The 24,916-nt window shown below is 71.6% G+C and carries 20 protein-coding genes and 1 pseudogene; 5 read left to right on the top strand and 16 right to left on the bottom strand.

Annotated features, from left to right (window positions below):
- Positions 1-25: 25 nt before the first annotated feature.
- The 6 genes from O1G22_RS37515 to O1G22_RS37490 all read right to left on the bottom strand — a co-directional run bounded on the left by O1G22_RS37515 (position 26) and on the right by O1G22_RS37490 (position 9,512).
- Positions 26-1,576, bottom strand: coding sequence for an acyl-CoA synthetase (locus O1G22_RS37515; RefSeq protein WP_270086643.1), 1,551 nt, complete (start codon positions 1,574-1,576; stop codon positions 26-28).
- Between the two features lie 8 nt (positions 1,577-1,584).
- On the bottom strand, positions 1,585-2,697 hold the full coding sequence (locus O1G22_RS37510) for an NAD(P)H-dependent flavin oxidoreductase (protein WP_270085378.1): 1,113 nt from the start codon (positions 2,695-2,697) through the stop codon (positions 1,585-1,587).
- A 95-nt stretch (positions 2,698-2,792) separates the two neighbouring features.
- Positions 2,793-4,358 (bottom strand): phytoene desaturase family protein, encoded by a 1,566-nt coding sequence (locus O1G22_RS37505; protein WP_270085377.1) that lies wholly within the window; start codon positions 4,356-4,358, stop codon positions 2,793-2,795.
- An 837-nt stretch (positions 4,359-5,195) separates the two neighbouring features.
- Positions 5,196-7,364: a serine/threonine-protein kinase gene (locus O1G22_RS37500; RefSeq protein ID WP_270085376.1), complete on the bottom strand. Its 2,169-nt coding sequence runs from the start codon at positions 7,362-7,364 to the stop codon at positions 5,196-5,198.
- 117 nt (positions 7,365-7,481) lie between these two features.
- Positions 7,482-8,324 carry an oxygenase MpaB family protein gene (locus O1G22_RS37495; protein ID WP_270085375.1) on the bottom strand — a complete coding sequence of 281 codons (843 nt, stop codon included), beginning with the start codon at positions 8,322-8,324 and terminating at the stop codon, positions 7,482-7,484.
- A 9-nt stretch (positions 8,325-8,333) separates the two neighbouring features.
- Positions 8,334-9,512, bottom strand: coding sequence for an acyl-CoA dehydrogenase family protein (locus O1G22_RS37490; protein ID WP_270085374.1), 1,179 nt, complete (start codon positions 9,510-9,512; stop codon positions 8,334-8,336).
- Between the two features lie 141 nt (positions 9,513-9,653).
- Between O1G22_RS37490 and O1G22_RS37485 the strand changes: the two genes are divergently transcribed.
- Positions 9,654-10,019 (top strand): DUF6479 family protein, encoded by a 366-nt coding sequence (locus tag O1G22_RS37485; RefSeq protein ID WP_270085373.1) that lies wholly within the window; start codon positions 9,654-9,656, stop codon positions 10,017-10,019.
- Positions 10,020-10,081: 62 nt separating this feature from the next.
- Here the strand turns inward: O1G22_RS37485 and O1G22_RS37480 are convergent, their stop codons facing one another.
- Positions 10,082-10,537, bottom strand: a complete 456-nt coding sequence (locus tag O1G22_RS37480) for an RpiB/LacA/LacB family sugar-phosphate isomerase (protein ID WP_270085372.1) — start codon at positions 10,535-10,537, stop codon at positions 10,082-10,084.
- Positions 10,538-10,648: 111 nt separating this feature from the next.
- Positions 10,649-11,371 carry an IclR family transcriptional regulator gene (locus tag O1G22_RS37475; protein WP_270086642.1) on the bottom strand — a complete coding sequence of 241 codons (723 nt, stop codon included), beginning with the start codon at positions 11,369-11,371 and terminating at the stop codon, positions 10,649-10,651.
- 385 nt (positions 11,372-11,756) lie between these two features.
- Here O1G22_RS37475 and O1G22_RS37465 point away from each other — a divergent pair.
- Positions 11,757-12,401 (top strand): annotated as a pseudogene (locus O1G22_RS37465) (acetylating acetaldehyde dehydrogenase); the annotation flags it as partial.
- 20 nt (positions 12,402-12,421) lie between these two features.
- Positions 12,422-13,399: a 4-hydroxy-2-oxovalerate aldolase gene (dmpG, locus tag O1G22_RS37460; protein WP_270086641.1), complete on the top strand. Its 978-nt coding sequence runs from the start codon at positions 12,422-12,424 to the stop codon at positions 13,397-13,399.
- Between the two features lie 374 nt (positions 13,400-13,773).
- On the opposite strand, the gene O1G22_RS37455 is transcribed toward dmpG, so the two are convergent.
- The 5 genes from O1G22_RS37455 to O1G22_RS37435 are packed head-to-tail and all read right to left on the bottom strand — an operon-like array spanning position 13,774 to position 19,811.
- The gene (locus O1G22_RS37455; protein ID WP_270085371.1) at positions 13,774-14,127 is read right to left on the bottom strand and encodes a DoxX family protein; all 354 of its coding nucleotides are present in this window, start codon (positions 14,125-14,127) and stop codon (positions 13,774-13,776) included.
- Complete coding sequence (locus tag O1G22_RS37450; protein ID WP_270085370.1) at positions 14,124-16,097, bottom strand: acetoacetate--CoA ligase; 1,974 nt, start codon at positions 16,095-16,097, stop codon at positions 14,124-14,126. Before O1G22_RS37450 ends, O1G22_RS37455 begins: the two co-directional genes overlap by 4 nt.
- Positions 16,094-17,677 (bottom strand): bifunctional 3-(3-hydroxy-phenyl)propionate/3-hydroxycinnamic acid hydroxylase MhpA, encoded by a 1,584-nt coding sequence (gene mhpA / locus O1G22_RS37445; RefSeq protein ID WP_270085369.1) that lies wholly within the window; start codon positions 17,675-17,677, stop codon positions 16,094-16,096. Before mhpA ends, O1G22_RS37450 begins: the two co-directional genes overlap by 4 nt.
- A gap of 20 nt (positions 17,678-17,697) precedes the next feature.
- Positions 17,698-18,636: a fumarylacetoacetate hydrolase family protein gene (locus tag O1G22_RS37440; RefSeq protein ID WP_270085368.1), complete on the bottom strand. Its 939-nt coding sequence runs from the start codon at positions 18,634-18,636 to the stop codon at positions 17,698-17,700.
- Positions 18,637-18,665: 29 nt separating this feature from the next.
- Positions 18,666-19,811, bottom strand: coding sequence for a VOC family protein (locus O1G22_RS37435; protein ID WP_270085367.1), 1,146 nt, complete (start codon positions 19,809-19,811; stop codon positions 18,666-18,668).
- Positions 19,812-19,945: 134 nt separating this feature from the next.
- Here O1G22_RS37435 and O1G22_RS37430 point away from each other — a divergent pair, with 134 nt between their 5' ends.
- Positions 19,946-20,581, top strand: a complete 636-nt coding sequence (locus O1G22_RS37430; protein WP_270085366.1) for a TetR/AcrR family transcriptional regulator — start codon at positions 19,946-19,948, stop codon at positions 20,579-20,581.
- A gap of 13 nt (positions 20,582-20,594) precedes the next feature.
- Here the strand turns inward: O1G22_RS37430 and O1G22_RS37425 are convergent, their stop codons facing one another.
- Together O1G22_RS37425 and O1G22_RS37420 are read right to left on the bottom strand one after the other, a co-directional pair.
- Complete coding sequence (locus tag O1G22_RS37425; RefSeq protein WP_270085365.1) at positions 20,595-21,380, bottom strand: LmeA family phospholipid-binding protein; 786 nt, start codon at positions 21,378-21,380, stop codon at positions 20,595-20,597.
- A 65-nt stretch (positions 21,381-21,445) separates the two neighbouring features.
- On the bottom strand, positions 21,446-22,084 hold the full coding sequence (locus O1G22_RS37420; RefSeq protein ID WP_270085364.1) for a TetR/AcrR family transcriptional regulator: 639 nt from the start codon (positions 22,082-22,084) through the stop codon (positions 21,446-21,448).
- Positions 22,085-22,274: 190 nt separating this feature from the next.
- Between O1G22_RS37420 and O1G22_RS37415 the strand changes: the two genes are divergently transcribed.
- Positions 22,275-23,888: an MFS transporter gene (locus O1G22_RS37415; protein ID WP_270085363.1), complete on the top strand. Its 1,614-nt coding sequence runs from the start codon at positions 22,275-22,277 to the stop codon at positions 23,886-23,888.
- 311 nt (positions 23,889-24,199) lie between these two features.
- Here the strand turns inward: O1G22_RS37415 and O1G22_RS37410 are convergent, their stop codons facing one another.
- Positions 24,200-24,847, bottom strand: a complete 648-nt coding sequence (locus O1G22_RS37410) for a TetR family transcriptional regulator (RefSeq protein WP_270085362.1) — start codon at positions 24,845-24,847, stop codon at positions 24,200-24,202.
- Positions 24,848-24,916: the final 69 nt, after the last annotated feature.

Genomic DNA, 24,916 nt, shown 5'->3' with positions numbered 1-24,916 from the left:
CCACATGGGGCGGGACCACACCTGCTCAGACCGGACGTGTGCGGCCCGCCCAGTACGGGTCCCGCAGGCGCCGCTTGTACAGCTTGCCGTTGGGGTCGCGGGGCATCTCGGCGATGAAGTCGACGCTCTTGGGCCGCTTGTAGGCGGCGAGTTGCCGCGCGCAGTGGTCCAGCAGGGCGGCGGCGAGGGCCGGGCCGGGTTCGTGGCCGGGGGCCGGTTCGACCACGGCCTTGACCTCCTCGCCCCAGTCGTCGTGCGGGATGCCGAAGGCGGCGGCGTCGGCGACGGCCGGGTGGGAGAGGAGCACGGACTCGATCTCCGCCGGGTAGATGTTGACCCCGCCGGAGATGATCATGTCGATCTTTCGGTCACGCAGGAACAGGTAGCCGTCCTCGTCGAGTACGCCGAGGTCGCCGACGGTGAAGAAGTCACCGATGCGGTTCTTGCGGGTCTTGGCCTCGTCCTTGTGGTACGAGAAGCCCCCGGTGCTCATCTTCATGTAGACGGTGCCGAGTCGGCCGGGCGGCAGCCGGTTGCCGTCGTCGTCGAAGACCGCGAGTTCGCTGATGGGCCAGGCCTTGCCGACCGTGCCGGGCTTCTTCAGCCAGTCCTCGGCAGTGGCGAAGGCACCACCGCCCTCACTGGCCGCGTAGTACTCCTCCACACAGTGCCCCCACCAGTCGATCATGGCCCGCTTGACGTGGTCCGGGCAGGGGGCGGCGCCGTGGATGGCGTGCCGCATGGACGAGACGTCGTAACGGGCCCTCACCTCGTCCGGGAGGGCCAGCAGCCGGTGGAACTGGGTCGGGACCATATGGGTGTGCGTGCACCGGTGGGTGTCGATGCGGCGGAGCATCTCCTCAGGAGTCCACTTGTCCATCAGCACCAGCCGGTGGCCGATGTGCAGGGACGCGCCCGCGAACTGCAGGACGGCCGTGTGGTAGAGCGGTGAGCAGACCAGGTGGACGTTGTCGTCGAACGGCTTGATGCCGAAGATGCCGAGAAAGCCGCCGAGGTAGGCCTCCTCCGGCGCCTTGCCGGGCAGCGGTCGGCGGATGCCGCGCGGGCGTCCGGTCGTACCGGAGGTGTAGTTCATGACCCAGCCGAGTTCGCGGCCCGTGGGGGCCGACTCCGGCTGGCCGTCGAGGAGTTGGCCGTACGGCCGGAAGTCCTCGACCTCGCCGACCGCGTACCGGTGACACGACGGCAGTCCCGCCTCGTCGGCGGCGGCGCGCGCGGCGGCGCCGAACCGCTCGTGGGCGATGAGCACCTTGGCGCCGGAGTCGGCGACGATCCAGGCGATCTCTGGGCCGACGAGGTGGTGGTTGACCGGGACCAGATAGAGACCGGCCTGGGTGGCGGCCAGGTAGGCGGTGAAGAACTCGACGCCGTTGGGCAGCACGACGGCGAAGGAGTCGCCGCGTTCGAGACCGGCCGCGCGCAGCCCGTGGACGAGCCGGTTGGCGGCGGCGTGCAGGCGTCCGGCGGTCCACTCCTCGCCGTCGGGGGCGATGAGGACGGTGTGATCGGGGTGCCGGGCGGCCTCGGCCCAGAAACCGGCGGGCGGCGTGCTCACGGGTGCGTTCACGACTGGCCGCTCCTCCCGGCGATGCGGTTGATGCGGTCCACGGCCCGCTCGAAGCCGCGGGTGAGGTCGTCGACGACGGCCTGGACGCTGCGCTCGCTGCTCATCCGGCCGACGATCTGCCCGACGGGGGTGCCGAGCAGCGGTTCGACCTCGTACTTCTGGATCCGGGAGACCGCCTCGGCCACCAGCAGTCCCTGCAGCGGCATGGGCAGGGTGCCGGGTCCGGCCGGATCGTCCCAGGCGTCGGTCCACTCGGTGCGGAGCTGCCGTGCGGGCTTGCCCGTCAGGGCGCGGGAGCGGACGGTGTCCCCGGACCCGGCGGCGAGCAGCTTGCGGGTCAGGGCGGGCGAGTGCAGATCGGCTTCTGTGGTGGTCAGCCATATGGAGCCCAGCCACACACCCTGGGCGCCGAGGGTGAGCGCGGCGGCCACCTGCTGTCCGCTGCCGATGCCGCCGGCGGCGAGGACGGGCAGCGGGTCGACGGCGTCCACGATCTCGGGGGTGAGCACCATCGTGGCGATCTCCCCGGTGTGGCCGCCTGCCTCGTAGCCCTGGGCGACGACGATGTCGATGCCCGCCTCCTGGTGTTTGCGGGCGTGCCGGGCGCTGCCGGCGAGCGCGGCGACCAGGACGTCCCGTTCGTGGGCGCGGGCGACGACGTCGGCGGGCGGCGAGCCGAGGGCGTTGGCGAGCAGCTTGATCGGATAGTCGAAGGCGACGTCGAGCTGGGTGCGGGCGACCTGCTCCATCCACCCGGTGATGCGCCACCCGGACGCTTCGCCCTCGGCCAGTTCCGGCACCCCGTGCCGGGCGAGGGTGTCCCGTACGAACTGCCGGTGCCCCTCGGGGATCATCGCCTCGACGTCCGCCTCGGTCACGCCCTCGACCTTCTTCGCGGGCATGACCACGTCCAGCCCGTACGGCCGGTCGCCCACGTGCGCCTCGATCCAGTCGAGGTCGCGTTTGAGGTCGTCGGGGGCGGTGTAGCGGACCGCGCCGAGCACGCCGAAGCCGCCGGCCCGGCTGATGGCCGCGGCGACGGCAGGGAACGGCGTGAAGCCGAAGACGGCGTGCTCGACTCCCAGTCTCTTGCTCAGCTCCGTCTGCATGGGCGCAGGATGCCGCAGCCGGCCGGACGACGGAAGAGTTTTTCTGACGTATCGTCAGTTCTTTGGGGACCGGTGGTCTGTGAGCGGTAGCGGTGTCACGCGGTGGCCTGAAGCACCGCCATCGCCGCGTTGTGCCCCGGCACCCCGCTCACCCCTCCCCCGCGCACCGCGCCCGCCCCGCACAGCAGGACGTTGGCGTGGCCCGTCTCCACTCCCCAACGGCCCGTGCCCTCCTGGGCGTAGGGCCAGGACAGGGCGCGGTGGAAGATGTTGCCGCCGGGCAGCCTGAGGTCGCGTTCGAGGTCGAGCGGGGTCTTCGCCTCGATGCAGGGACGGCCGTCGGCGTCCGTGGCCAGACAGTCGGCGAGCGGCTCGGCGAGGTGGGCGTCGAGCTGGGCGAGCGTGGACTTCAGCAGTTCCTCGCGCACGACGTCGTTGTCCCGGTCGAAGAGCCGGGCAGGGGTGTGCAGGCCGAACAGGGTGAGCGTCTGGTAGCCGCGCTCGGCGAGTTCCGGGCCGAGGATCGAAGGGTCGGTCAGGGAGTGGCAGTAGATCTCCGCGGGCGGCACGGCGGGGAGTTCGCCGGCGGCGGCCTGGGCGTGGGCGGTGGCGAGCTGCCGGTAGCCCTCGGCGATGTGGAAGGTGCCGGCGAAGGCCTCGCGCGGGTCGACGTCCGGGTCGCGCAGCCTGGGCAGCCGGGTGAGCAGCATGTTGACCTTGAGCTGGGCGCCCTCGGCCGGCTCGGGCGCCAAGTCCCCGGTGAGTGCGGCCAGTTCGTGCGGGGATGCGTTCACCAGGACGTGCCGGGCGGCGGCGACGCCCTCACCGTCGGCCGTGCGGTAGGTGACCTCGGCACGGTCGCCGTCGGTGGCGATCCGGACCGCCTCGTGACCGGTGCGGAGGACCGCGCCCGCCGAACGGGCTGCGGCGGCCAGCGCGTCGGTGAGGGCGCCCATGCCGCCGACGGGTACGTCCCAGGCGCCGGTGCCGCCGCCGATGACGTGGTAGAGGAAGCAGCGGTTCTGGACGAGGGAGGGGTCGTGAGCGTCGGCGAAGGTGCCGATGAGGGCGTCGGTGAGGACCACGCCCCGCACCAGGTCGTCGGCGAAGTCCCGCTCGACGGCGACGCCGATCGGCTCCTCGAACAGGGTGCGCCAGGCGGTCTCGTCGTCGATGCGGCGGCGCAGTTCCTCGCGGGTGGGCAGGGGCTCGGTGAGGGTCGGGAAGACCCGTTCGGCGACGCGGGCGGTCATGCCGTAGAAGCGCTCCCAGGCCGCGTACTCGCGTGCGCCGCCGGTCAGCCGGGCGAAGGCCTCCCGGGTGCGCTGCTCGCCGCCGCCGACGAGGAGTCCGGTGGGCCGGCCGTCGCGTTCGGCGGGGGTGTACGAGGAGATGGTGCGGGCGCGGACCCGGAAGTCGAGGCCGAGATCGCGCACGATCTTCCGCGGCAGCAGGCTGACCAGGTAGGAGTAGCGCGACAGCCGGGCGTCGACGCCGGCGAAGGCGCGGGTGGAGACGGCGGCTCCGCCGGTGTGGTCGAGCCGTTCCAGCACCAGGACAGAGCGGCCGGCCCGGGCCAGGTAGGCGGCGGCGACCAGGCCGTTGTGTCCACCGCCGACGATGACGGCGTCGTACGTGCGGGTTGCGTGAGGGGCAGCCATGGTTCTTCGTAACACGTGTTGATCCACGGCGGCCAGAGGTGCGCCCCTGACGTGTCCGGACCCGGCGCGCCCCAGGCGGGACTCGGGAGTATCCGGGCGCGGGGCCCCAGGCGGGCCTCGGGCGTGTCCAGGCCCGGCGGCACCGGCGGGCCTCGGGGTGGTCAGGCGCGGAGCCCCAGGCGGGCCTCGGGCGTGTCCAGGCCCGGCGGCACCGGCGGGCCTCGGGGTGGTCAGGCGCAGGCGCCGGCCACGGTCGGGCGCCCCGCCACCGCCAGACACCGGCCGCGATCAGGCCCCGCGTCACCGGCACGCGCTCCCGACCTCTATCAGCCCCGCCCCACCGGCAGGCTCCCGGGCGCGGTCAGGCGCCCCCACCGCTGACGGACCACCGGCCGCGATCAGGCCCCTGCCCGTCGGCGTGGCCAGACGCCGCAGGCCACCGGCAGACACCAGCCGTGCTCAGACGCCCCACACCGCTGACAGACCCCGACCATGATCAGCCCCCGCCCCACCGGCAGGTTTCCGGGCGCGGTCAGGCGCCCCCACCGCTGACGGACCACCGGCCGCGATCAGGCCCCTGCCCATCGGCGTGGCCAGACGCCGCACGCCACCGGCAGACACCAGCCGTGCTCAGACACCCCACACCGCTGACAGACCCCGACCATGATCAGCCCCCGCCCCACCGGCAGGCTCCCGGGCGCGGTCAGGCGCCCCCACCGCTGACGGACCACCGACCGTGATCAGGCCCCTGCCCATCGGCGTGGCCAGACGCCCCACGCCACCGGCAGACCCCCGACCCTGACCAGTCCCGCCCCACCGGTACGCGCCCCGCCGTGGTCAGGCGCTGCCGGGCGCGAGCCGGTGGCGGACCACTGCGACCCTGCGGTACAGCTCGCCGGCCTCGGTGCCCCGGCCGAGCCGCTCCAGGCAGTGGGCTTCGTCGTTGCGGCTCGCGAGGGTGTCGGGATGGTCCGGGCCGAGGGTCCGCTCGCGGGTGGCGGCGACCCGGCGGTACTCGGTGAGGGCGTCCTCCCACCGGCCGAGCCAGCCCAGGGCCACGGCGATCTCACGGTGACTGACGAGCGTGTCGGGGTGGGCGGGGCCGAGGACCTGCTCGCGCAGCAGGCACACGTCGCGGGCCTCGGCCAGGGCCTCCTCCCAGCGGCCGAGCCGGCCGAGGTTGACCCCGAGGCCGTGCCGGGCGCGCAGGGTGTCGCAGTGGCCGGGGCCGAGGACACGGGTGCGGTCCTCGATCAGGTCGCGGTACAGGCGCAGGGCGTCCGCGCTGCGGCCGAGCCGGCCGAGGCTGAGGGCGGTCTCGTAGCGGGCGGCCAGGGTGTCGGGGTGATCCTGGCCGAGGACGCGGGCCCGGACTTCGGCGACCTCGCGGTAGAGCCGCAGGGCCTCCTCCCAGTGGCCCGACTGCCCCTGCGCGTAGGCGACTTCACAGCGGGAGACCAGGGTGTCGGGATGGTCGGCGCCGAGCACCCGCGCCCTCGCCCCGGCCACGTCGAGGGCGGCGCGCAGCGCGTCGGCCGGCCGCCCGAGCCGGCCGAGGGTGCAGGCGAGGTTGTGCCGGCAGCGCAGGGTGTCCGGGTGGTCGGGGCCCATGGCCCGCACCCGGGCGGCGAGCACCGTGCTGTACACCTGGTGGGCCTCGAAGTGGCGGCCCAGCCGGCCGAGCACGTAGGCGGTCTCCTGACGGGCGGCAAGCGTGTCGGGGTGGTCGGCGCCGAGCACCCGCGCGCTGGCCTCGGCGACGTCCGTGTAGGCGTCGAGCGCCTCGGCGACCCGGCCGGCGCGCAGGAGGGTGAAGGCGGCCTCGTACCGGCCGGCCAGGCTCTCGGGGTGGTCGGGACCGAGGCGCTCCGCGGGGAGGGCCGGAACGGGGTGCCGGTCGCCCGCCGGTCCGTTGCGGCCGGTCGCGCCTCCGCGGCGATGGCCCCAGGTCAGATGGGACCCCGCGCTCCTTCGGGGCGCGACCGCCTCCGGCGTCACGACCCAGCAGCCCGACAGCACCGCCCCGGGGTCCGGCGGCAGAGCGCCCGGTCCGGCGCCGAGCGCCTTGTGCCCGGTGGTCATGCGATGAGTCCAGGACGGCAGTCGGCCCCCCTCCTCCCCGACAGCTGACTCAACGGCCTTGACCGGCTTGCTCGTCATGTGCCCGGACCGGATTCTGCGCAGCAACTCACCGCCGTCGTACGGCCGTTCCTCCGGCCGTTTGGCCAGCAGAGCGAGGATGATCTCCTGGAGGTGGCCGGGCAGTTCCGGGCGCAGCTCGCGCAGGGGGCGGGGCGGGGTGTCGCGGTGGCCGATGAGGACGGCCCAGGCGTCCTCCAGGTCGAACGGCGGTGCCCCGGTGGCGATTTCGTAGAGCACACAGCCCAGCGAGTACAGGTCACTGCGCTGGTCCACCTCGCCGCCGCCGATCTGTTCCGGGGACATGTAGTGCGGGGTGCCGAGGGCGACGCCGGTGCCGGTCAGCCGGGCGGTGAAGCCGATGCCGTGGCCGAGGCGGGCGATGCCGAAGTCGCAGATCTTCACAGTGCCGTCGGTCAGCCGCACGATGTTGGCCGGTTTCAAGTCCCGGTGGACTATGCCGTGTCGATGGGTGTAGGCCAGGGCGGCGGCGACCTGGGCGGCGATGTCCGTGACGTCGTCGACGGGCAGCGGGTGGCCCTTGTTCTCCTCCAGCAGCCGGCTCAGATCGCGGCCGTCGAGCAGTTCCATCACCAGGTACGGCATGCCGTCGCACTCGCCGAAGTCGTGGACGACGGTCACCCCGGGGTGCGAGAGCGACGCGGCGACCCGGGCCTCGCGGCGGAACCGCTCCCGCAGGACGCGGGCGAGGGCGGGATCGTGGTACGGGCCGAGCGGCTTGAGGCACTTCACCGCGACCTGCCGGCCCAGGGACTCGTCCCGGGCCCGCCACACCTCACCCATCCCGCCCCGCCCGAGCAGTTCGAGCAGCCGGTACCGGCCCTGAACCAGCCTGTTCTCCCCCATAGCGATCCGCCGCCCCCGTCGCCGTCCGCCCCGCCCCGGGAGGCGCCCGGGACCGCGACCGGACACACCGCGCCGGCCCGATCCGCGCCACACCCCCTGCTCGTCCAGTATGACGGCCTATCGTCCGAGTTTGTACGGTGCCGGACGCGCGCCCGGTCCGAGCCTCGCCATCGCGCGCAGGATGTGTTTGGGCGGCAGTTGCCAGCGCACCGTTGCGGGAACAGCACGCAGGAGCCTGCCCGTGGCCCGCAGCCGACGGGTGACGACGGCGGGTGCGGGGGCCGGTCTGCCGTACAGCTCATGGGCGTACGACGGCAGGGCGGCGTATGCCAACACCGCCACGCGCCGCCACAGCAGCTCGCGCGCCGGTACGAGGAGGGGATGCGTCGGCGGGCGGAGCAGGAAGTCGTCCACCACGCGTGCCTCGGTTCCCGCGGCCAGTTCCGGGCGCACCTTCTCGAAGTACGCGGCGAGTTCGGCGCGGCTCGCCGGTACTGTCGCCGGGTCGAGGCCCACCAGGCGTGCACTGACCCGGTGTTCGGCTATGTAGCGGTCGGCCTGGGCGTCGGTGAGCGGGAAGCCGGAGCGGCGCAGCACGTGCAGATAGGAGTCGATCTCCGCGCAGTGCACCCAGAGCAGCAGTTCCGGCTCGCCCACGCCGTAGCGTTCGCCGGTGTCCGGGTCGGTCGCCGTCAGCATGCTGTGGATCTTCCGGACGCGGACGCCGGCCCGCTCGGCGGCCTCGGTGGTGCCGTAGGTCGTCGTGCCGACGAAGTTCGCGGTGCGCATCAGCCGGCCCCAGGCGTCCCGCCGGAAGTCCGAGTTCTGGATCACCCCGCGCACCGCGCGCGGGTGCAGCGCCTGCAGGTACAGCGCGCGGACACCGGCGACCCACATCATGGGGTCGCCGTGCATCTGCCAGGTCACGGAGTTCGGCGTGAAGAGCCCGGGATCGCTCATGCCCGCAGGCTAGCGCCGCACCCTCGGCATCCCCAGGCCGATCCAGGAGATGATCTCGCGCTGGATCTCGTTGTTGCCGCCGCCGAAGGTGAAGATGACCGCCGAGCGGTAGCCGCGCTCCAGTTCGCCGTGGAGGACCGCGCCCGCCGAGCCTTCCTTCAGCGGGCCGGCCGCGGCGACGATCTCCATGAGCCAGGCGTAGGCGTCCCGGCGGGCCTCGGAGCCGTAGACCTTGACGGCGGAGGCGTCCTGCGGGGTGAGGGTGCCCTCCTGGACGGCCGTGACCATCTGCCAGTTCATGAGTTTCAGCGCGTCGAGGCGGGTGTGGGTGCGGGCCAGCAGCCGGCGCACCCAGGGCAGGTCGGCGACCCGGCGGCCGTCGGCGAGCTTGGTCTCCATCGTCCAGCGCTGGACGTCGTACAGGGCGCGGATGGCCATGGTGCCGTGGGCGGCGAGGGTGACCCGTTCGTGGTTGAGCTGGTTGGTGATCAGCCGCCAGCCCTGGTTCTCCTCGCCGACGCGGCGGGAGACGGGGACGCGGATGTTCTCGTAGTAGCTCGCGGTGGTGTCGTGGGAGGCGAGGGTGTTGATGACGGTGCACGAGTAACCGGGGTCGGAGGTCGGCACCAGCAGCATGGTGATGCCCTTGTGCGGCGGGGCGCCGGGGTCGGTGCGGGTGGCCAGCCAGACCCAGTCCGCGGTGTCGCCGTTCGTCGTCCAGATCTTCTGCCCGTTGACGACGTACTCCTCGCCGTCGCGTACGGCCCTGGTCCGCAGGGAGGCGAGGTCGGTGCCGGCGCCGGGCTCGCTGTAGCCGATCGCGAAGTCGATCTCGCCGGAGAGGATGCGTGGCAGGAAGTACGCCTTCTGCTCCTCGGTGCCGTACCGCATCAGCGTGGGGCCGACGGTGTTCAGCGCCATCAGCGGCAGCGGTACGCCGGCCTGCGCGGCCTCGTCGAAGAAGATGAACTGCTCCATCGCCGTCATGCCGCGTCCGCCGTACTCCTCGGGCCATCCGACGCCGAGCCAGCCGTCGGTCCCGAGCCGGCGGACGGTCGCGCGGTAGAACCGCTTCTGCGCGGCCGTGTCGCCGTAGCGGGCGTAGGCATGATCCGGGACCAGTTCGGCGAAGTAGGCGCGCAGCTCGGCGCGCAGTCGCTGCTGCTCGGGCGTGTGGTCGAGGTGCACGGCGCCTCCAGGCTCCCCAAGGGCGGTCCTGACGGCGCACACCGTAGAACGTGTTCCAGAAATTGGGAATGACATGCCCGGGAAGAATTGGTCACGCATTGTGTCTGGTTCGCCCGGGTTTGAGGGGGGTATGCCTGTCCTATGAGTACCGCATCGACGCAGCTGGCCGCAGCGAGCGGCCTCATGAGCCTCGTCCTGTTCGTCGTAGCCATGGCTGTGCTCGGGATTCTCGCCGGCGGCTTCTGGCTGACCTCCCGCGTCAAGTACCGCGAATCCCCCCGGCCGCGCCCCGAGGAGCAGCCCAAGCTGCCGCCGGAGGGGCCGGTGCACGAAGTGCGGGAGAACAGGGAATCCCAGGAGGTTCCCGTGCCCCCCGAGGGCGGCCGCCCGCTCACCCCGTACCAGCTGAGCAACCAGGACACCAGGCCGAGCGCGTCGAAGGAGCGGCCGCGCTGGAGCAGGGGGTCCAGCGGCTCGTTCGGTGGCGGCGGCCTCGGCGCCCACTGATCCCCGAGCCGGTTCAGCCCCGCCCCTGACAGCCCCGGCCCGCGCCGGACCGCCGTACGCCCCTAGGAGTCCTTCCGGGCGGCGTCCAGGCGGCCGACGCGGGCCACGTTCCGCCGGTCCTCGGGGTCCTCGCTGGGCTCGGCGGCGAACCAGGCGTCGAGGATCTCCGTCAGCAGCGGTCCCGAGGTCAGGCGCAGGCTGAGCGCGAGGACGTTGGCGTCGTTCCAGCGGCGGGCGCCGTCCGCCGTCCCGGCGTCCGTACACAGGGCCGCGCGGACGCCGGGCACCTTGTTGGCCGCGATGGACGCGCCCGTACCGGTCCAGCAGCACACCACCGCCTGGTCGGCGACGCCGTCTGCCACGTCCCGGGCGGCCGCCTCGGAGCACACGGCCCACTGGGGGTCGGCTCCGGGCCGCAGCGCGCCGTGCGCCCGCACCTCGTGGCCGCGCTTCTCCAGCTCGGCGAGGAGGAGCCGGGCCACGGGTTCGTCCATGTCGGAGGAGACGGAGATGATCATGTGCGACTCTATCCTCGCAGGTCAGAGAGCTCGATGGCTCGGTGACATCAATTGCGGACATCAGTTTCGTCAGCTCTCGGCAACGACCCCGGCTTTCGCCGGGTGTGTCTGTCAGCCGCTGCCCCGCAGTGCTCGGGACAGCCCCAACGCCGCTGTCCGTACGGCCGGGGCGAGTCGGGCAGGGCTGAAGCGGGACCGGGGTACGGCTACGGAGAGGGCGGCCACCGTGGCACCCCCGGCGAAGACGGGAGCCGCGATGCAGCTCACGCCGAGGGCGGCCTCCTGTTCCTCGTAGGCGAGGCCGGAGACCTGGATCTTCTCCAGGGCCATGCGCAGGCGGTCCGGGTCGGTGATCGAGTGCGTGGTGAGTGCGGGCAGCGACCGGGACAGCGCCTCTTCCATCAGCTCGGCGCCGGAGAAGGCGAGCAGAGCCTTGCCCACCGCGGTGCAGCTCAGCGGGAGGCTGCCGCCGATGCGCGACGGGAGCTGGAGAGCCTCATGGCCGTGGATGCGTTCGAGGTAGACCACCTCCATGCCCTCGCGAACGCCGAGATGGACGGTCTCGCGGGTGGCCTCGAACAGGTCCTGGAGGAAGGGCAGCGCGGTCTCCCGCAGGTCGAGGCGATGCGGCACGAGTGAGCCCAGCTCGAAGAGCTTCGCGCCGAGCCGATACCGGGGCCCCGACCGCTCCAGCCAGCCCAGCCGGACCAGGTCGGCCGCCAGCCGGTGCACTGTGGGCTTGGGCAGCTCGGTGCGCTCCGAAAGTTCCGCCAAACGGTACGATCCGCCACTCGGACTGAAGCTCTCCAGGATGAGCGTGGCCTTTTCCAGCATGCTGCCGCCGGTGCCGTTCCGTGTCACGGAACAGATTTTGTCCTTTCGGAGCGACCCTGTCTATATCGGTGTCCACCCCCTGCTTATACCTTCCCGGAGGTAACCGTTGTCGGCCGCACCCGACGGCACCTGTACGGACGCCGCCCCACCGGCTGTGCTCAAGGCCGCCGACCTGCTGGCGGAGGCAGCCGGCACCGGGCCTCAACGCGGCTGTCTGGCTGGCTTCCACGCTCGCGGAGCACGGCGGTCCGCTGCGCGCGGGTGACCTCGTACTGACCAGCGCGCTGGGCCCGATGGCCCCCACCGGCCCAGGCGACGTGTTCGAGTCGCACATCTCGCGCCTGGGTTCCGTGCGGGTCCGTTTCACCGCGGAAGGAGACCAGCAGTGAGCACCAAGGTCGCCGTCATCGGTTCGGGCAACATCGGGACCGACCTGATGATCAAGGTTCTGCAACTGTCGGAGAGCCTGGAGATCACCGCGTTGGTCGGCATCGACCCGACTCCGACGGCCTGGCCCGCGCACACCGTCTCAAGGTCGCCACGACCCACAAGGGCGTCGAGGGCCTCGTCGAACTGGACGAGTTCGCGGATGTCGAGATCGGCGGCCTTCGGGCCTTACGTCGTCCCACCGGTCAACGGCGACGCCCACCTCGATGCCCCGAACGTCAACATGGTCACCTGCGGCGGCCAGGCAACCATCCCGATCGTCGCCGCCGTGAACGCGGTCGCCCCGGTCCACTAGGGCGAGATCGTCGCGTCCATCGCCTCCCGCTCGGCCGGCCCCGGCACCCGCGCGAACATCGACGAGTTCACCGAGACCACCTCCTGCGCCATCGAGGAAGTGGGGGGAGCACGGCGCGGCAAGGCGATCATCATCCTCAATCCGACCGAACCACCGCTGATCACGCGGGACACCGTGCACTGCCTGGTCTCCGACTGCGCCACCGAGAGCGTCACCACGTCGGCCGAGGAGATGGTGGCGCGCGTGCAGTCGTACGTCCCCGGCTACCGGCTCAAGCAGAAGGTCAGGACGTGACCCTGCGAGACGGCATGCACGCCGTCCATCACCGCTACACCGTCGACGAGGCCCGCACCACAGCCGCCGCGCCGGCCGCCGCCGGGGTCGCCGCCATCGAGATCGCCCACGGCGACGGCCTGTCGGGCTCCAGCGTCAATTACGACGTCGGCGCACATACCGAATGGGAGTGGATCGAGGCGGTCTCCGACGTCACGGACCACGCCGTACCCACCACCCTGCTCCTCCCCGGCATCGGCACTCTGCACGACCTCAGTCAGGCCCACCGGCTGGGCATCCGCTCGGTGCGCATCGCCACGCACTGCACCGAGGCCGACATCTCCGCCCAGCACATCGCCGCCGCACGGGAGTTGGGCATGGACGTCGCCGGGTTCCTGATGATGTCCCACATGGCCGAACCGGCCGAGCTCGCCCGCCAGGCCAAGCTGATGGAGTCCTACGGCGCCACTTGCGTCTACGTCACCGACTCCGGCGGCCGCCTCACCATGGACGGCGTCCGCGATCGCTTCCGCGCCTACCGCGACATCCTCAACCCGGCCACCGGACTCGGCATCCACGCCCACCACAACCTCGCCCTGGGCGTCGTCAACACCGTCGTCGCCGTCGAGAACGGCGTCACCCGCGTCGACGCCTCGCTCGCCGGACAGGGCGCGGGCGCCGGCAACTGCCCCCTCGAAGCGTTCATCGCGGTCGCCGATCTCATGGGCTGGGAGCACGGCTGCGACCTGTTCCCTCTCATGGACGCCGCCGACGACCTGGTTCGACCGCTCCAGGACCGTGAGGTCCGCATGGACCGCGAGTCGCTCAGCCTCGGCTACGCGGGCGTCTACTCCAGCTTCCTGCGGCACGCCGAGACCGCCGCCACCCGCTACGGCCTGGACACCCGCAGCATCCTCGTCGAGGTCGGCCGACGGGGCATGGTCGACGGCCAGGAGGACATGATCACCGACGTCGCCCTGGACCTGGTCGCCCGCGCGGAGGCGGCAGCCTGATCACGGACACCACAGCGGCGAGTCCAGGAACGAGCCGGACCGGTAAGAGACCGGGCGGGCCGAGACACCGACGGCGGCTCTAGGCCGCTCGCCTCGATGCCGAGTTCCAGGCCGGCCAGGACGCCACGGACGTGCTCGGCGATGTTCTCGGAGGTCATGCGGACCAGGTCCGGGTCGTCCCACAGCTCGGGAACCTCGCTCCGCAGGCGCCGCGCCACATCCACGATCAGCTCGTCCGCCTGCGGGGCAAGCTCATGTGCGGCACGGCGCATGAGGCCGTCGGCCGTGAGGTCCACACTGTCGACGTCACGCCCGACGGGAAGCCCGTGGCCGGTCGACGGACCTCCTCATCAGGCCGTACACATCCCGCTCCGTCAGCCGGCGGCCACCGCCGCCCCGGCGTATGCCACCACTGCCAGGGCCAGGACAGCGGCGGGCACGGCCCGTACCGGCGGGTCGCCATGGCGCAGGTGCACCACCACGGCCGCGGCCATGAGCAGCGCGAGCCCCGCCGCGGCGGCCAACCCGAGCGGAACCATTGCCAGTCCGAGCAGGAGCCCGACGGCTCCGGCTGCCTCCAGGGAGCCGACAACCCGGTAGAGGCCGGTCGTCATGCCGAGGTGCGCCGCCGCCCGGCGCATGAACGGCACCGCGGCGAGCTTCGCCAGACCGAGCGGGAGGAAGACCGAGGCCGGCGCGACGGCGAAGATGACGTGCACGGTCGTCATGCCGACCGTTCCCGCCGTTCGGCCCCCAGGCGGGCGAAGTGTTCGATGAGGACGGGAGCGTCCACCGCAGCGGGGTTGACGACGTGCTCGACCGGCGCGCCCTGCAGCAGGCGTTTGACCGGGACCTCCAGTTTCTTGCCGGTCCGGGTGTGCGGAATTCCGGGCACTTCGAGGATCTCGTCAGGGACATGGCGGGGTGAGGCGCCGGTGCGGATGGCCTCCTTGATCTTCTCTCGGAGGGCGTCGTCCACGGTCACTCCGGCGGCCGGCACGACGAACAGCGGCATCCAGTAACCGCCGTCGGGCTCCTCCGCGCCGATGACCAGGGCCTCGGCGATCTCGGGGAGGCGTTCGACGACGTCGTGGATGTCGGCGCTGCCCAGGCGCACGCCGTTGCGGTTCAGCGTGCTGTCGCTGCGGCCGTGGACGATCACCGAACCGTGTCCCGTGACCGTGATCCAGTCGCCATGGCGCCAGACGCCGGGGTAGGTGGAGAAGTAGGCGTCGCGGTAGCGGGTGCCGTCGGGGTCGTTCCAGAAGGACAGCGGCATCGACGGCATGGGGCGCGTGACGACCAGTTCACCGACCTGGTCGGTGACCGGGCGGCCCTCGGCGTCGTACGCGCTCAGGGCCACGCCGAGGTGAGGCGCGGACAACTCACCCGCCCACACGGGTGTGTTGGGCGCGCTGCCGGCGAAGCCGGACACCACGTCCGTGCCGCCGCTGATGGACGCGAGCAGAACGTGGTCGCCGACGTGATCGCGGACCCAGGGGTAGGCGGAGGCGGGCAGGGCGGAGCCGGTGCAGCCGACCACGCGGACGGACGACAGGTCGTGCGAGGACGGGTCGATGCCGAACTTGGCCATGCCCAGCAGGTACTGCGGGCTGGTGCCGAAGACGGTCACCCGCTGGCGCGCGGCCAGCTCCCACAGGACGTCGGGCTTGGCGTGCGGCGCCGGGCTGCCGTCGTACGTGCAGGTCGTGGCCCCCGTCAGCAGGGTGGAGGCGACCAGGTTCCACATCATCCAGTGGGTCGTGGTGTACCACAGGAGGCGGTCGCCAGGGCCGAGGTCGGAGTGCAGGCCGAGGGTCTTCAGATGTTCCAGCACCACGCCGCCGTGGCCGTGGACGATGCCCTTGGGCAGGCCGGTGGTGCCGGAGGAGAACACGACCCACAGGGGGTGGTCGAACGGCACCGGCACGCAGGTGAGTTCCTCGGTGCGGGTGGAAGCGTCCTCCCACGGGATGACCAGGGACGGACAGGAGCCCTCGGGCCACGGCAGACCCACATGATCGACCAGCAGCGTGGCCTTCAGCGTCGGGAGGGCCTTGGCCAGTTCGAGGGCTGCCTCGCGGCGGTCGTGGGTGGTGCCGTTGAAGAGATAGCCGTCGGCCGCGATCAGCACGGTGGGTTCGAGCTGGGCGAAGCGGTCGGCGGCAGCCCTGGGCGCATAGTCCTGTCCGCACACCGACCACACAGCGCCCAGGCTCGCGGCGGCCAGGAACGCGACGATCGCGTGCGGGGTGTTGGGTAGATAGCCCGCCACCCGATCGCCCGGCCCCACGCCCAGGTCGCGCAGCGTCGCGGCCACCGAGGCGACCTGGGAGCGCAACTGCTTCCCCGTCACCTGGTACCCCGAGCCGGTCTCGTCCAGCGCGATGATCGCCACACCGTCGTCCGGCACATGACGCAGAGCGTGATGGGCGTAGTTCAGGGTGGCGCCCGGGAACCAGCGGGCACCCGGCATGGTCTCCTCGGCCAGGACGCACGCGTACGGGGTGTCCGCGTCGATGCCGAAGTAGTCCCACACCGCGCCCCAGAAGCCTTCCAGGTCGGTGACCGACCAGTGGTGAAGGGCGGCGTAGTCGGTGCCGTCCTGCCCGGCGTGGCGGGCGAAGTCCATGATGCGGCTGCCGGCGACGGCCTGCGGGTCGGGCGTCGTGAAGGGGTCCGGATACGGCCTGGTCATCGTGTGGCGCTCCTCAACAGGCTTTTCTCGGCGGTTCGCGGGGAGGGGTGGGGGCCACGCGTGGTGTGCAGCAGGGGCGCCCAGGTGGCGGTGTCCGTGAAGTCCCGGCCACCGGCCGGGACGATGTCCAGGACGACGCGGTCGGGGCGCAGCAGTGCGGCGTCCGCCCGGCCGGCGTGCAGCCAGGCGGCGAGCGTGCCGTCGTCACGCAGCCCGGTCACGGGGACCGCCCGGACGCCGAGCCCGTGGGCGAGCGCGGTCAGCGAGGGCGAGGGGTCGGTGGCCGTCAGGATGATGAAGGAGTCGCCGATCACCTCGTCGAGACGGCTGCGCCGCCCGTCGGCGTTCACCCACGGTTGCGGGCAATGTGTGCCCGCGAGACCCCGGCGCGCACGGCGCCGCACCAGCGGCCCTGCGGTCAGGGCCGGGCTGAGGTCGCGGCCGGCCGCTTCGGCCAGGCCGGGGATGCGGCACGCGGCGGCCAGGAGATTGCGGCGGAGCGCGGCGGCGCCGTCCTGGCCGCCGGTCATGGCCCAGCCCATGGCGACCGCGAGCCGGATCACGCGCCGTGCGTGTGGCTTGCGCTCTCTCTCGTATGTGTCCAACAGGCCTTCCTCGGCGCCTTGCTGGAGGACACGGGCGAGCTTCCAGGTGAGGTTGTAGGCATCCCGCAGGCCGGAGCACAGCCCCTGCCCGATGAAGGGCGGGGTGAGGTGGGCGGCGTCACCGAGGAGGAAGACCCGTCCGCCGTGCCACCGGTCGGCAACCCGCGCCCGGAAGGTGTACTGCGTCTTGCGGACGACCTCGAAGTCCCCGTCGTACGAGGGCGACACCCACGGGGCGACCAGCTCACGGACCGGCTCGTCCCGCTCCCCCAGGCGGAACTCCCAGCGGTAGCGGTCCTCGCCGACACGCATGAAGGTCGCCGGCCGGTCCGGGTCACAGACCTGGTCGACGCCCTCCCAGCAGCGGACGTCGGCGTTCGTCCGGACGTCGACGACCGTCCAGCGTTCCTCGAAGCGCAGGTTCTCCCACATGGCGCCGATGGCCTCGCGGGTGAGGCTGTTGGCGCCGTCGCAGCCGAGGACCGCCTCTGCCCACAGGTGGTGCTCGCCGTTGTCATCGCGGTAGGTCACGCGCACGGGACCCGAGGTGTACGGGCCGACGGCGGTGACCTCCACTCCGCCCCGCAGTTCGCACTCGGGGCTGCGGCCCAGGGCGTCGCGCAGCACACGCTCCAGCTCGGGCTGGTCGAACATGCTGGTCTGCGGGTAGCCGTGATGGCCGTGCACGGAGCGGCGGAACTCGGCCATCACCCGGTGCCGGGCGTCCAGCAGCCGCAGCCCCTTGGCGGGACGGGAGATCGCGGCGAACTCCTCTCCTACGCCCGCCGCCTGGAGAATCCTGCACACCTCGTCGTCGGTGGCGACGGCGCGCGGAAGCGGGTAGACGTCCCGGTGGCGTTCCAGCACGACGCTGCGGACGCCGCGCCGGGCGAGCAGGAGGGCGGCGGTCACGCCCACCGGCCCGGCGCCGATGATCACGACGGGTACGTGTGCCGAGTTGGGCTCGACGGTCATGTGCGGCTCACCTCGGGTCCCTACTCGGCGTCCGTGACGGGCGTGCGCTGCTCACCGAGGTCGATCCGGCCGTCCGGGGTCGAGATCGTCGCCGTGATCACGTCACCCGTGCGCAGGTAGTGCGGGTTGCGGGCCTGGCTCTTGAAGAACGCCTTCCACTTCGCGGCGGGGGGAAGCAGCGAGCCGATCTTCTCCACGGCCTTGGGTGGGGCCTTGAGCGCGGTGCCGCCGGGGGTGCCGGTCAGCAGCAGGTCGCCCGGGTCGAGGCTCTGGAAGCGGGCGAGCAGGGTGACTGCCCGTGCCGGGCGGACGATCATGTCGGCGAGGGTGCGGTCCTGGCGCAGTTCGCCGTTGACCGACAGCTTCAGCCGCAGGTCGAGAAGATGGGCGAACTCCTCCGGCTCCAGCAGGGTCAGGTAGGGACCGGTCGGCGTGAAAGTGGGGTACGACTTGCTCTCGTAGAACTGCGTCTTGGTCAGCTGGACGTCACGGGCGCTGACGTCGTTGGTGATCACGAGACCGGCGACGTACGACGGCAGGTCGCGTTCCTCGACGACGGTGCCGACGGGCAACGGTGCGCCCATGACCAGGCCGAGTTCGATCTCGTAGTCGAGGAACTTCACGTGCGCAGGCCGGACGATGGTCTCCGCCGGGCCGCTGACCGAGCCGGACGCCTTGCGGAAGAAGGCGGGCGGGATGTCGCCGGTGAAGCCCGAATCACGGGCGTGGCTGCGGTAGTTGACCATCTGGGCGACCACTCGGCACGGGGTGGTGACCGGTGAGAGGGCGACCAGGTCGGCGACGGGGGTGCCCGCATCGTCCGAGACGGTCGCCTCGCGTACGGCGACGCGGTCGGCGATCAGTTCGGCGGTGGTGGCGGCCTTGGTGTCGACGGGGACGGCGCGGTCGCCGCGGACGGCCCACCAGCCGTCGGCGGTGCGCAGGACGTTGGTGCTCATGATCGGTGCCTTTGTGAGGGGAGTCGGGCTCAGGAGTTGGCGGCCTTGAGCAGGCCGAACAGGCGGGCGGGGTCCATCTCGTTGTCGCCGCGCAGCGCCTGGACGACGTCGCGGACACGCTGCGGAGAGGGACTGGCGCCCAGGAAGTCTCGGGTGGCGGGCGGTCCCCACTGGGCGAGGCCGCTCGTCGACATCGGCGCCCAGCCGGGCTCGACGTCGCAGGAGAACAGGTCGCCGTCGGCGAAGTGCTCCAGCATGAAGTGGTCGGGGTCGCGCCAGTAGTCGAAGAGCTGGCTGCCCTGGATGTGCCGGCCGATCCCCCAACTGCGCTTGTATCCGCGCTCCTTGAGGTATTCGCCACCGACGGCGATCGCGTCCAGGTCGGTGACCTGGTAGGCGGAGTGGACGTACCCCGTTCCCGGCCCCAGGTGCATGGCCAGCGTGTGGTGGTCCGCCGGCACGCTGCCCTGGTCGCAGCGGATGAACGCCATGGTCGGGCCGCGGTCGCGCTGTCCGTCCAGGAACAGGAAGTCGGACACGATCATTCCGAGGGTGTCCAGGTACCAGTCGAGGGCCCGGCCGAACACTCGGGTCTCCAGCACCACATGGCCCAGCCGCTGAATACGGGACGGCTCGCGCGGAGGCCGCTGCGTGGCATTCGTACGGCGGTGGTCGGTGCCGAAGTTGAGGAGCAGCGGCTGCTGCTCGGGGAGCTCCGGCAGCTGTTCACCGCAGTGCACCACGCGCACCGGGAAGCCGGACGGGTCCAGCAGTCCGACCGTCTTGCCACCGCCGGGCACGTCCGCGTCCCGTACGTCGGTACCGGTGGCGCGCGCCAGCCGCTCCAGGTCTGCCTGCTCGGAAGCCCGGAACACCGGGCCGATGAATCGGGAGGTGCGGCCCTGCCGGATCACCATGCAGGGCGAGCCGGCGAAGGTGCCACGCAGCCACAGCTCGCGCTCGGTACGCGCAGCGACCTGGAAGCCGAAGTCGCGGGCGAAGACTTCGGCCCGGTCGAGGTCCGGCTTCTCGAACTCCAGCCAGGCCAGGTCGGCCACCTTGATCACCGGATTGCGGGACCTGCCCGGATGTTCGCCACGCAGGGCGCCCTGCTCGCTGTGGAGGTCCTGGTGGGCCGTCTTGACGACGGCCCCCTTGTTGCGGGTTTCAGACATGGTGCCCTCCGAGCAACATTGCCGTAATGAGGAAATCATCAACTGTGACAGTTCTGTCGTCAAGCTGTTCACGGCAGAAAATGACGAATTCATCAGGACTGCGATCTTCATCGCCCTGCCGTTAGACTCGGCGCATGTCTACGTCAGCCCCGCCCAGCAACCGGTTCGAGCGGCGCCGCGCCGAGACCCGGCGGGCGCTCATTCGCGCGGCCCGGCAGATCCTTGCCGAGACCGGTGACACCAGCGCCAGCATCCAGGCGATCGCCGAGCGCGCCGACGTCGGATTCGGCTCCTTCTACAACCACTTCGAGTCGAAGACGGAGCTGTTCGAGGCGGCCGTGGTGGACGCCCTGGAGGAGTTCGGCCAGAACTTCGACAAGCACCTCACGGGGATCGACGACCCGGCCGAGCTGGTCGCGGCGGGTTTCCGGCTGAGCGCGCGGCTGACCGCGTCCCATCCGGAGCTGATGCAGGTCGTGCGCCGCCGCGGCCTCGGCCATATCCACTCGGACAACGGCCTCGCCGTCCGGGCGCTGCGCGACCTCCAGGTCGGCATGGCCTCCGGCCGCTTCACCGCCGTCGACCCGGCGGTCGCGCTGTCGGCATTGGGCGGAACGCTGCTGTCCATGGTGGAGCTGAGGTTCGCCCGTCCCGACCTGGACGGCGAAGAGGCGGCGGTGAACCTCGCAGAAATGGTCCTGCGCATGCTGGGCGTCCCGCCGGACGACGCCCACGAGGTCGCCCGGCGCCCCCTCCCCACCCTCGACTGACCGCCTGGCACGTCTACGCGGCGGACGACGTGCTCGGGCGGAAGGTGACGGACGTTCCGGTGAAGCGGGCATCGATGCCGCTTTCCGTGGGGGTCACCGATCGCAGGTGCAGCCCCTCCGGAATGTTCTGAAGCGGGACGGGCTTCGACAGGGCCTTGTCGAGCAGCGCCTTGGCGGGAGGGATCAACTCGCCCTGGGTCACGCGGATGTCCGAAAAGGCGATGCTGTTGCCGTCGACCACCGAGACGGCCGCGCTCACGGTCACGTCGCCGGCGAGCGGAAGGCTGGCCGTGGCGTCGACCCGTCCGGGCTTGTCCCCTTGAGAAATCTGCACGCCGAGGGCACTCGACAGGTCGTCGTAGGACACGAAGGCGGTCGCATCGACGCTGCGGGCATGGGCCTCCTTGGCGCTCCCCGACGTCTTGAGGCCGTTGAGGCCGACGGTCAGCTTCGTCACCGGCAGCGGCCGGGCCGTGCCGCGGGCCGGTATGTCGCGGGCGGTGATCTCGACGTGCCGCAGACTGCCCCGGGCCAGCTGCGTCAGCACGGGAAAGCCGCTGACGTGCACCGAAGGCTGGTCAGATGTGCCCATGCCCTCCTGGAACGCCTCCGCCGTACGGCTCTCCGCATGGGCGGCGGCAGTCCGGTCGACCACGACGGCGCCCACCAGCAACGCGGCCAGGGACGCGGCGATGATGATCCTGCGTCGCCTCCCGGGAGGGGGCGGGCTCGCGTAGACGGTGGCGTCGTCGTAGCTGGACCGACTGTCGAATTCGCCATAGGGCTGCGACTGGTACATGAGCGTCCTTTCCTGGACGTGCTCGGGAACGTCTTGGGCTATGTGTCTGAAACCGATATGTGCAGCTAGGCACCGGCGCGGTCCGGCCGGCGGAGGTGTCGGACGCAGGTGACGGCGATGTCGCGGTCCACGCCCATGGCGATCAGGGCGGCGGTCGCGGTGTGTGTGCCGTCATCGGTCCACGTCCCTGCGTTCACACACTCCAGGAGCCCAAGCAGATGGCCCTCCAGGGCCCGGCTCAGCGGATCGGCCGGGACGCTGCTCTGGAAGACCCCCTGCCGCTGCCCCTGGGCGATGATCGTCGCCGCCGTCTCGCGCGCGGGAGCGAGCACCTGGGCGACCCGTTCGGCCCCCAGATCCTGGGGAGCGAGGCGGAGCAGCATGCGGTAGCGGTCACCGACAGGCCACACGGCGAGGACGAAGCACGCCAGAGCCGCGACAGCGTCCGGCTCGGAAGCGTGCGGGACCTCAAGCGCTCGCCTCAGCGCCTGCGTGGCATCCTCCACCAGCCCCTCCACCAGCGCGGCCCGGCCGTTGAAGTGGCCGTAGACCGTACGACGCACCACGCCGGCGGCCTCCGCGATGTCTCCGAGGCTGCTGTCGGGGTCACGGCCGAGTTCCTGTCTGGCCGCCTCAAGGATCCGGGCCCGGGTCATGCGGGTGCGGCTGCGTCCCGGGCTGTCTGCCACGTGTGCGCTGGTCATGTGGGGATCTCCGGTCGACGGCGGGAGGGGGCTCCTCGATAGTTGCACATCGACGGGCAATAAACTAGCCTGCACATCAATGGGCAATTAAGTGCCCCGGTGCTTCGCAGGCTCCCGGCCGTGCCCGCACCGCTCACACCGATCCACGAACCTCCGAAGCCTCTGCTTCGCCTCTGCCGAGGAGCTTTCGATGCCGCTCTTTGCCACCACCCCCGTCGAGAAGATGACGGGGCCGTACCCCCGGCGCTGGTGGGCGCTGCTGGTGCTGTGCCTCAGCCTGCTGATCGTCGTCATGGCCAATACATCGCTGATCGTGGCGGCGCCGGACATGACGAGGGACCTGGGCCTGTCCAGCAGTGACCTGCAGTGGGTCATCGACGGCTACACCGTCCCGTATGCCGCGCTGATGCTGGTGCTGGGTGCGATCGGCGACAAGTACAGCCGCCGTGGCGCCCTGGTCCTGGGTCTGCTGATCTTCGCGGGCGGCTCGGTGATGGGCAGCCAGGTCCACCACACCGACCTGGTCATCACGGCCCGCGCGATCATGGGCGTCGGCGCCGCCGTCGTCATGCCGGCCACCTTGTCCCTGCTCGTCGCGATCTTCCCGAAGTCCGAGCGCGCCAAGGCCATCACCGCGTGGTCCGCCACCTCCGGACTCGCCATCGCCGCAGGCCCGCTGGCCGCCGGATGGCTGCTCCAGTACCACGCCTGGGGCTCCACCTTCCTGATGAACGTGCCCATCGCCGTCCTCGGCGTCATCGGGGCACTGCTCCTCGTGCCGCCGTCCAGGGCCGAGGGCATGGGCCGCATCGACTACGTCGGTGGTCTGCTGTCGATCGTCTCGGTCGGCTGCCTGGTCTACGCGACCATCGAGGGCCCGCACTTCGGCTGGGGCGCCGGCCCGATCACCGCGGCCGTGGTCGCCGGCGTGGGCCTGCTGGCCTTCGTCGCCTGGGAGTTGCGTCACTCCAACCCCATGCTGGACGTGCGCAAGTTCACCGAGCGCCCCTTCTCCGGTTCGATGCTCGCGGTGCTGTTCTTCTTCTTCGGTACCTTCGGCTCGATCTACTACTCCACCCAGTTCCTGCAGTTCGTCCTCGGCTACGACGCCCTGGAGACCGGTGTACGACTGCTGCCGCTGGCCGGCGCCGTCTTCGTCGGCGCCGCCGTGACCGCGAAGCTGACGCCGAAGCTCGGTGTGAAGGCGGTGGTGGGCGTCGGCATGGTGCTCGGCACGGCGGGCGTCGTCCTGCTCACCCGGGTCGAGGCGGGCTCGACGTACACCGACTTCCTGCCGTCCCTGCTGGTGCTCGGCCTCGCGATCGGGCTGAGCCTGTCCCCGGCCACCGGCACCATCATGGGTTCCTTCCCCGAGTCGGAACTGGGCGTCGGCGGCGGTGCGAACGACACCGCGCTGGAGCTCGGTTGCTCCCTGGGCATCGCGATCCTCGGCTCGCTCCTCGCCACGTCCTACAAGCACAAGCTGACCGACCTGGTCGGCGGCCACCTCCCCGCCGCCGCGATGAGCACCGCCAAGGACTCGGTGGGCGGCGGCCTCGCGGTCGCCGAGCAGGTCGCGAAGAACCCCCAGGGCGGAGCCCAGCAGGCCCAGGCCCTGGTCGCGGCGGTCCACGAGTCCTTCGCCCACGCCATCGCCCACACCAGCCTCATCGGCGGCATCATCATGGCCGTCGGAGCCGTGATCGTCATCGCGGTCCTGCCCGGCCGCAAGCACACCGGCAAGCACCGCCAGCAGGACACGGTGGTCGCGCCGGAGGAGACCGAGGCCGTGGGCGCCGCCTGAGCCCCACGAGGTGACGGGCCGGACACCCGATCCGGCCTCCACCGCCCAAGGACGGGCCGTGCCTGAGCGGCGCACGGCCCCGGACGGTGCCGGGAGGGGACGCCCGGCACCGTCCCTTTTTGCTGTCCGCACCCGTACAAACCGCGGTTTCCTTGGCTGTCAGCAGGTCGGCCGCGACTGGTCGTCGACTCCCTGTGCCGTCCGCCGGAATGGGAGCGGTTCACTGAAGGAGCAGGGGCACCTGTGACGAGACCCCGGTGCATCTGCACCGGGGTCTGATCGGACCTCTGCCTGGCCAGCCGCACGGCGGCTCAGCCGTCCGCGGCATCCTCCGCCGTTGCCGTGGCCACCACCTCGTCGACCACGACGCGCGCCTGTTTCTCCGGGACACCTGCCGCGATGAGCGTGGCGACAGCCACCCGGGTGCCGTCGTCCTCGAACGTGCCGGTGTTGACCTCCTCCAGGAGGGCGACCGTCATCGCCTCCAGGGCGGCGCCGAGCACGGCGGGCGGCAGATGGGAGTGGAAGACGCCGTCGCGCTGTCCGTACTCCACGATGGCGGTGGCCCTGACCCGGGCGGGCGTGAGGATCTCGTCGACACGTTCCGCGCCCAGGTCACGGTGGGCGAGCGCCAGGAGCATCCGGTAGCGGTCGCCCACCGGCCAGATCGACAGAGTGAACCGCGCGAGCGCCCGCTCGGCCGGCTCCGTCGCCGGCGCTCCGAACGCCACGGCGGCCTCAAGAGCTTCGGCAGCCTCCTCGGCCAGCGCCTCCAGGAGCGCCGCCCGTCCGGGGAAGTGTCCGAAAAGGGTGCGCCTGACGACACCGGAGGCGCGGGCCAGCTCCTCCAGGGTGATGTCGGGGTTCCGTCCGAGTTCCTGGCGTGCGGTGGCCAGAATGCGCGCCCGATTGGACCGTGCGTTGCGTCGCTGTGGCACGCGGCCGACGGGCTGGGACACGGAAAACCTCGATGAAGACCGGACGACGTACGAGCGCCTCCATTCTGACATGCGAGCGCCCGGCGCGAT

The sequence above is a fragment of the Streptomyces camelliae genome, from assembly GCF_027625935.1.
In the GTDB taxonomy this organism is placed as follows: Bacteria; Actinomycetota; Actinomycetes; order Streptomycetales; family Streptomycetaceae; genus Streptomyces; species Streptomyces camelliae.
This window is presented reverse-complemented; position numbering and strand designations above follow the sequence as displayed.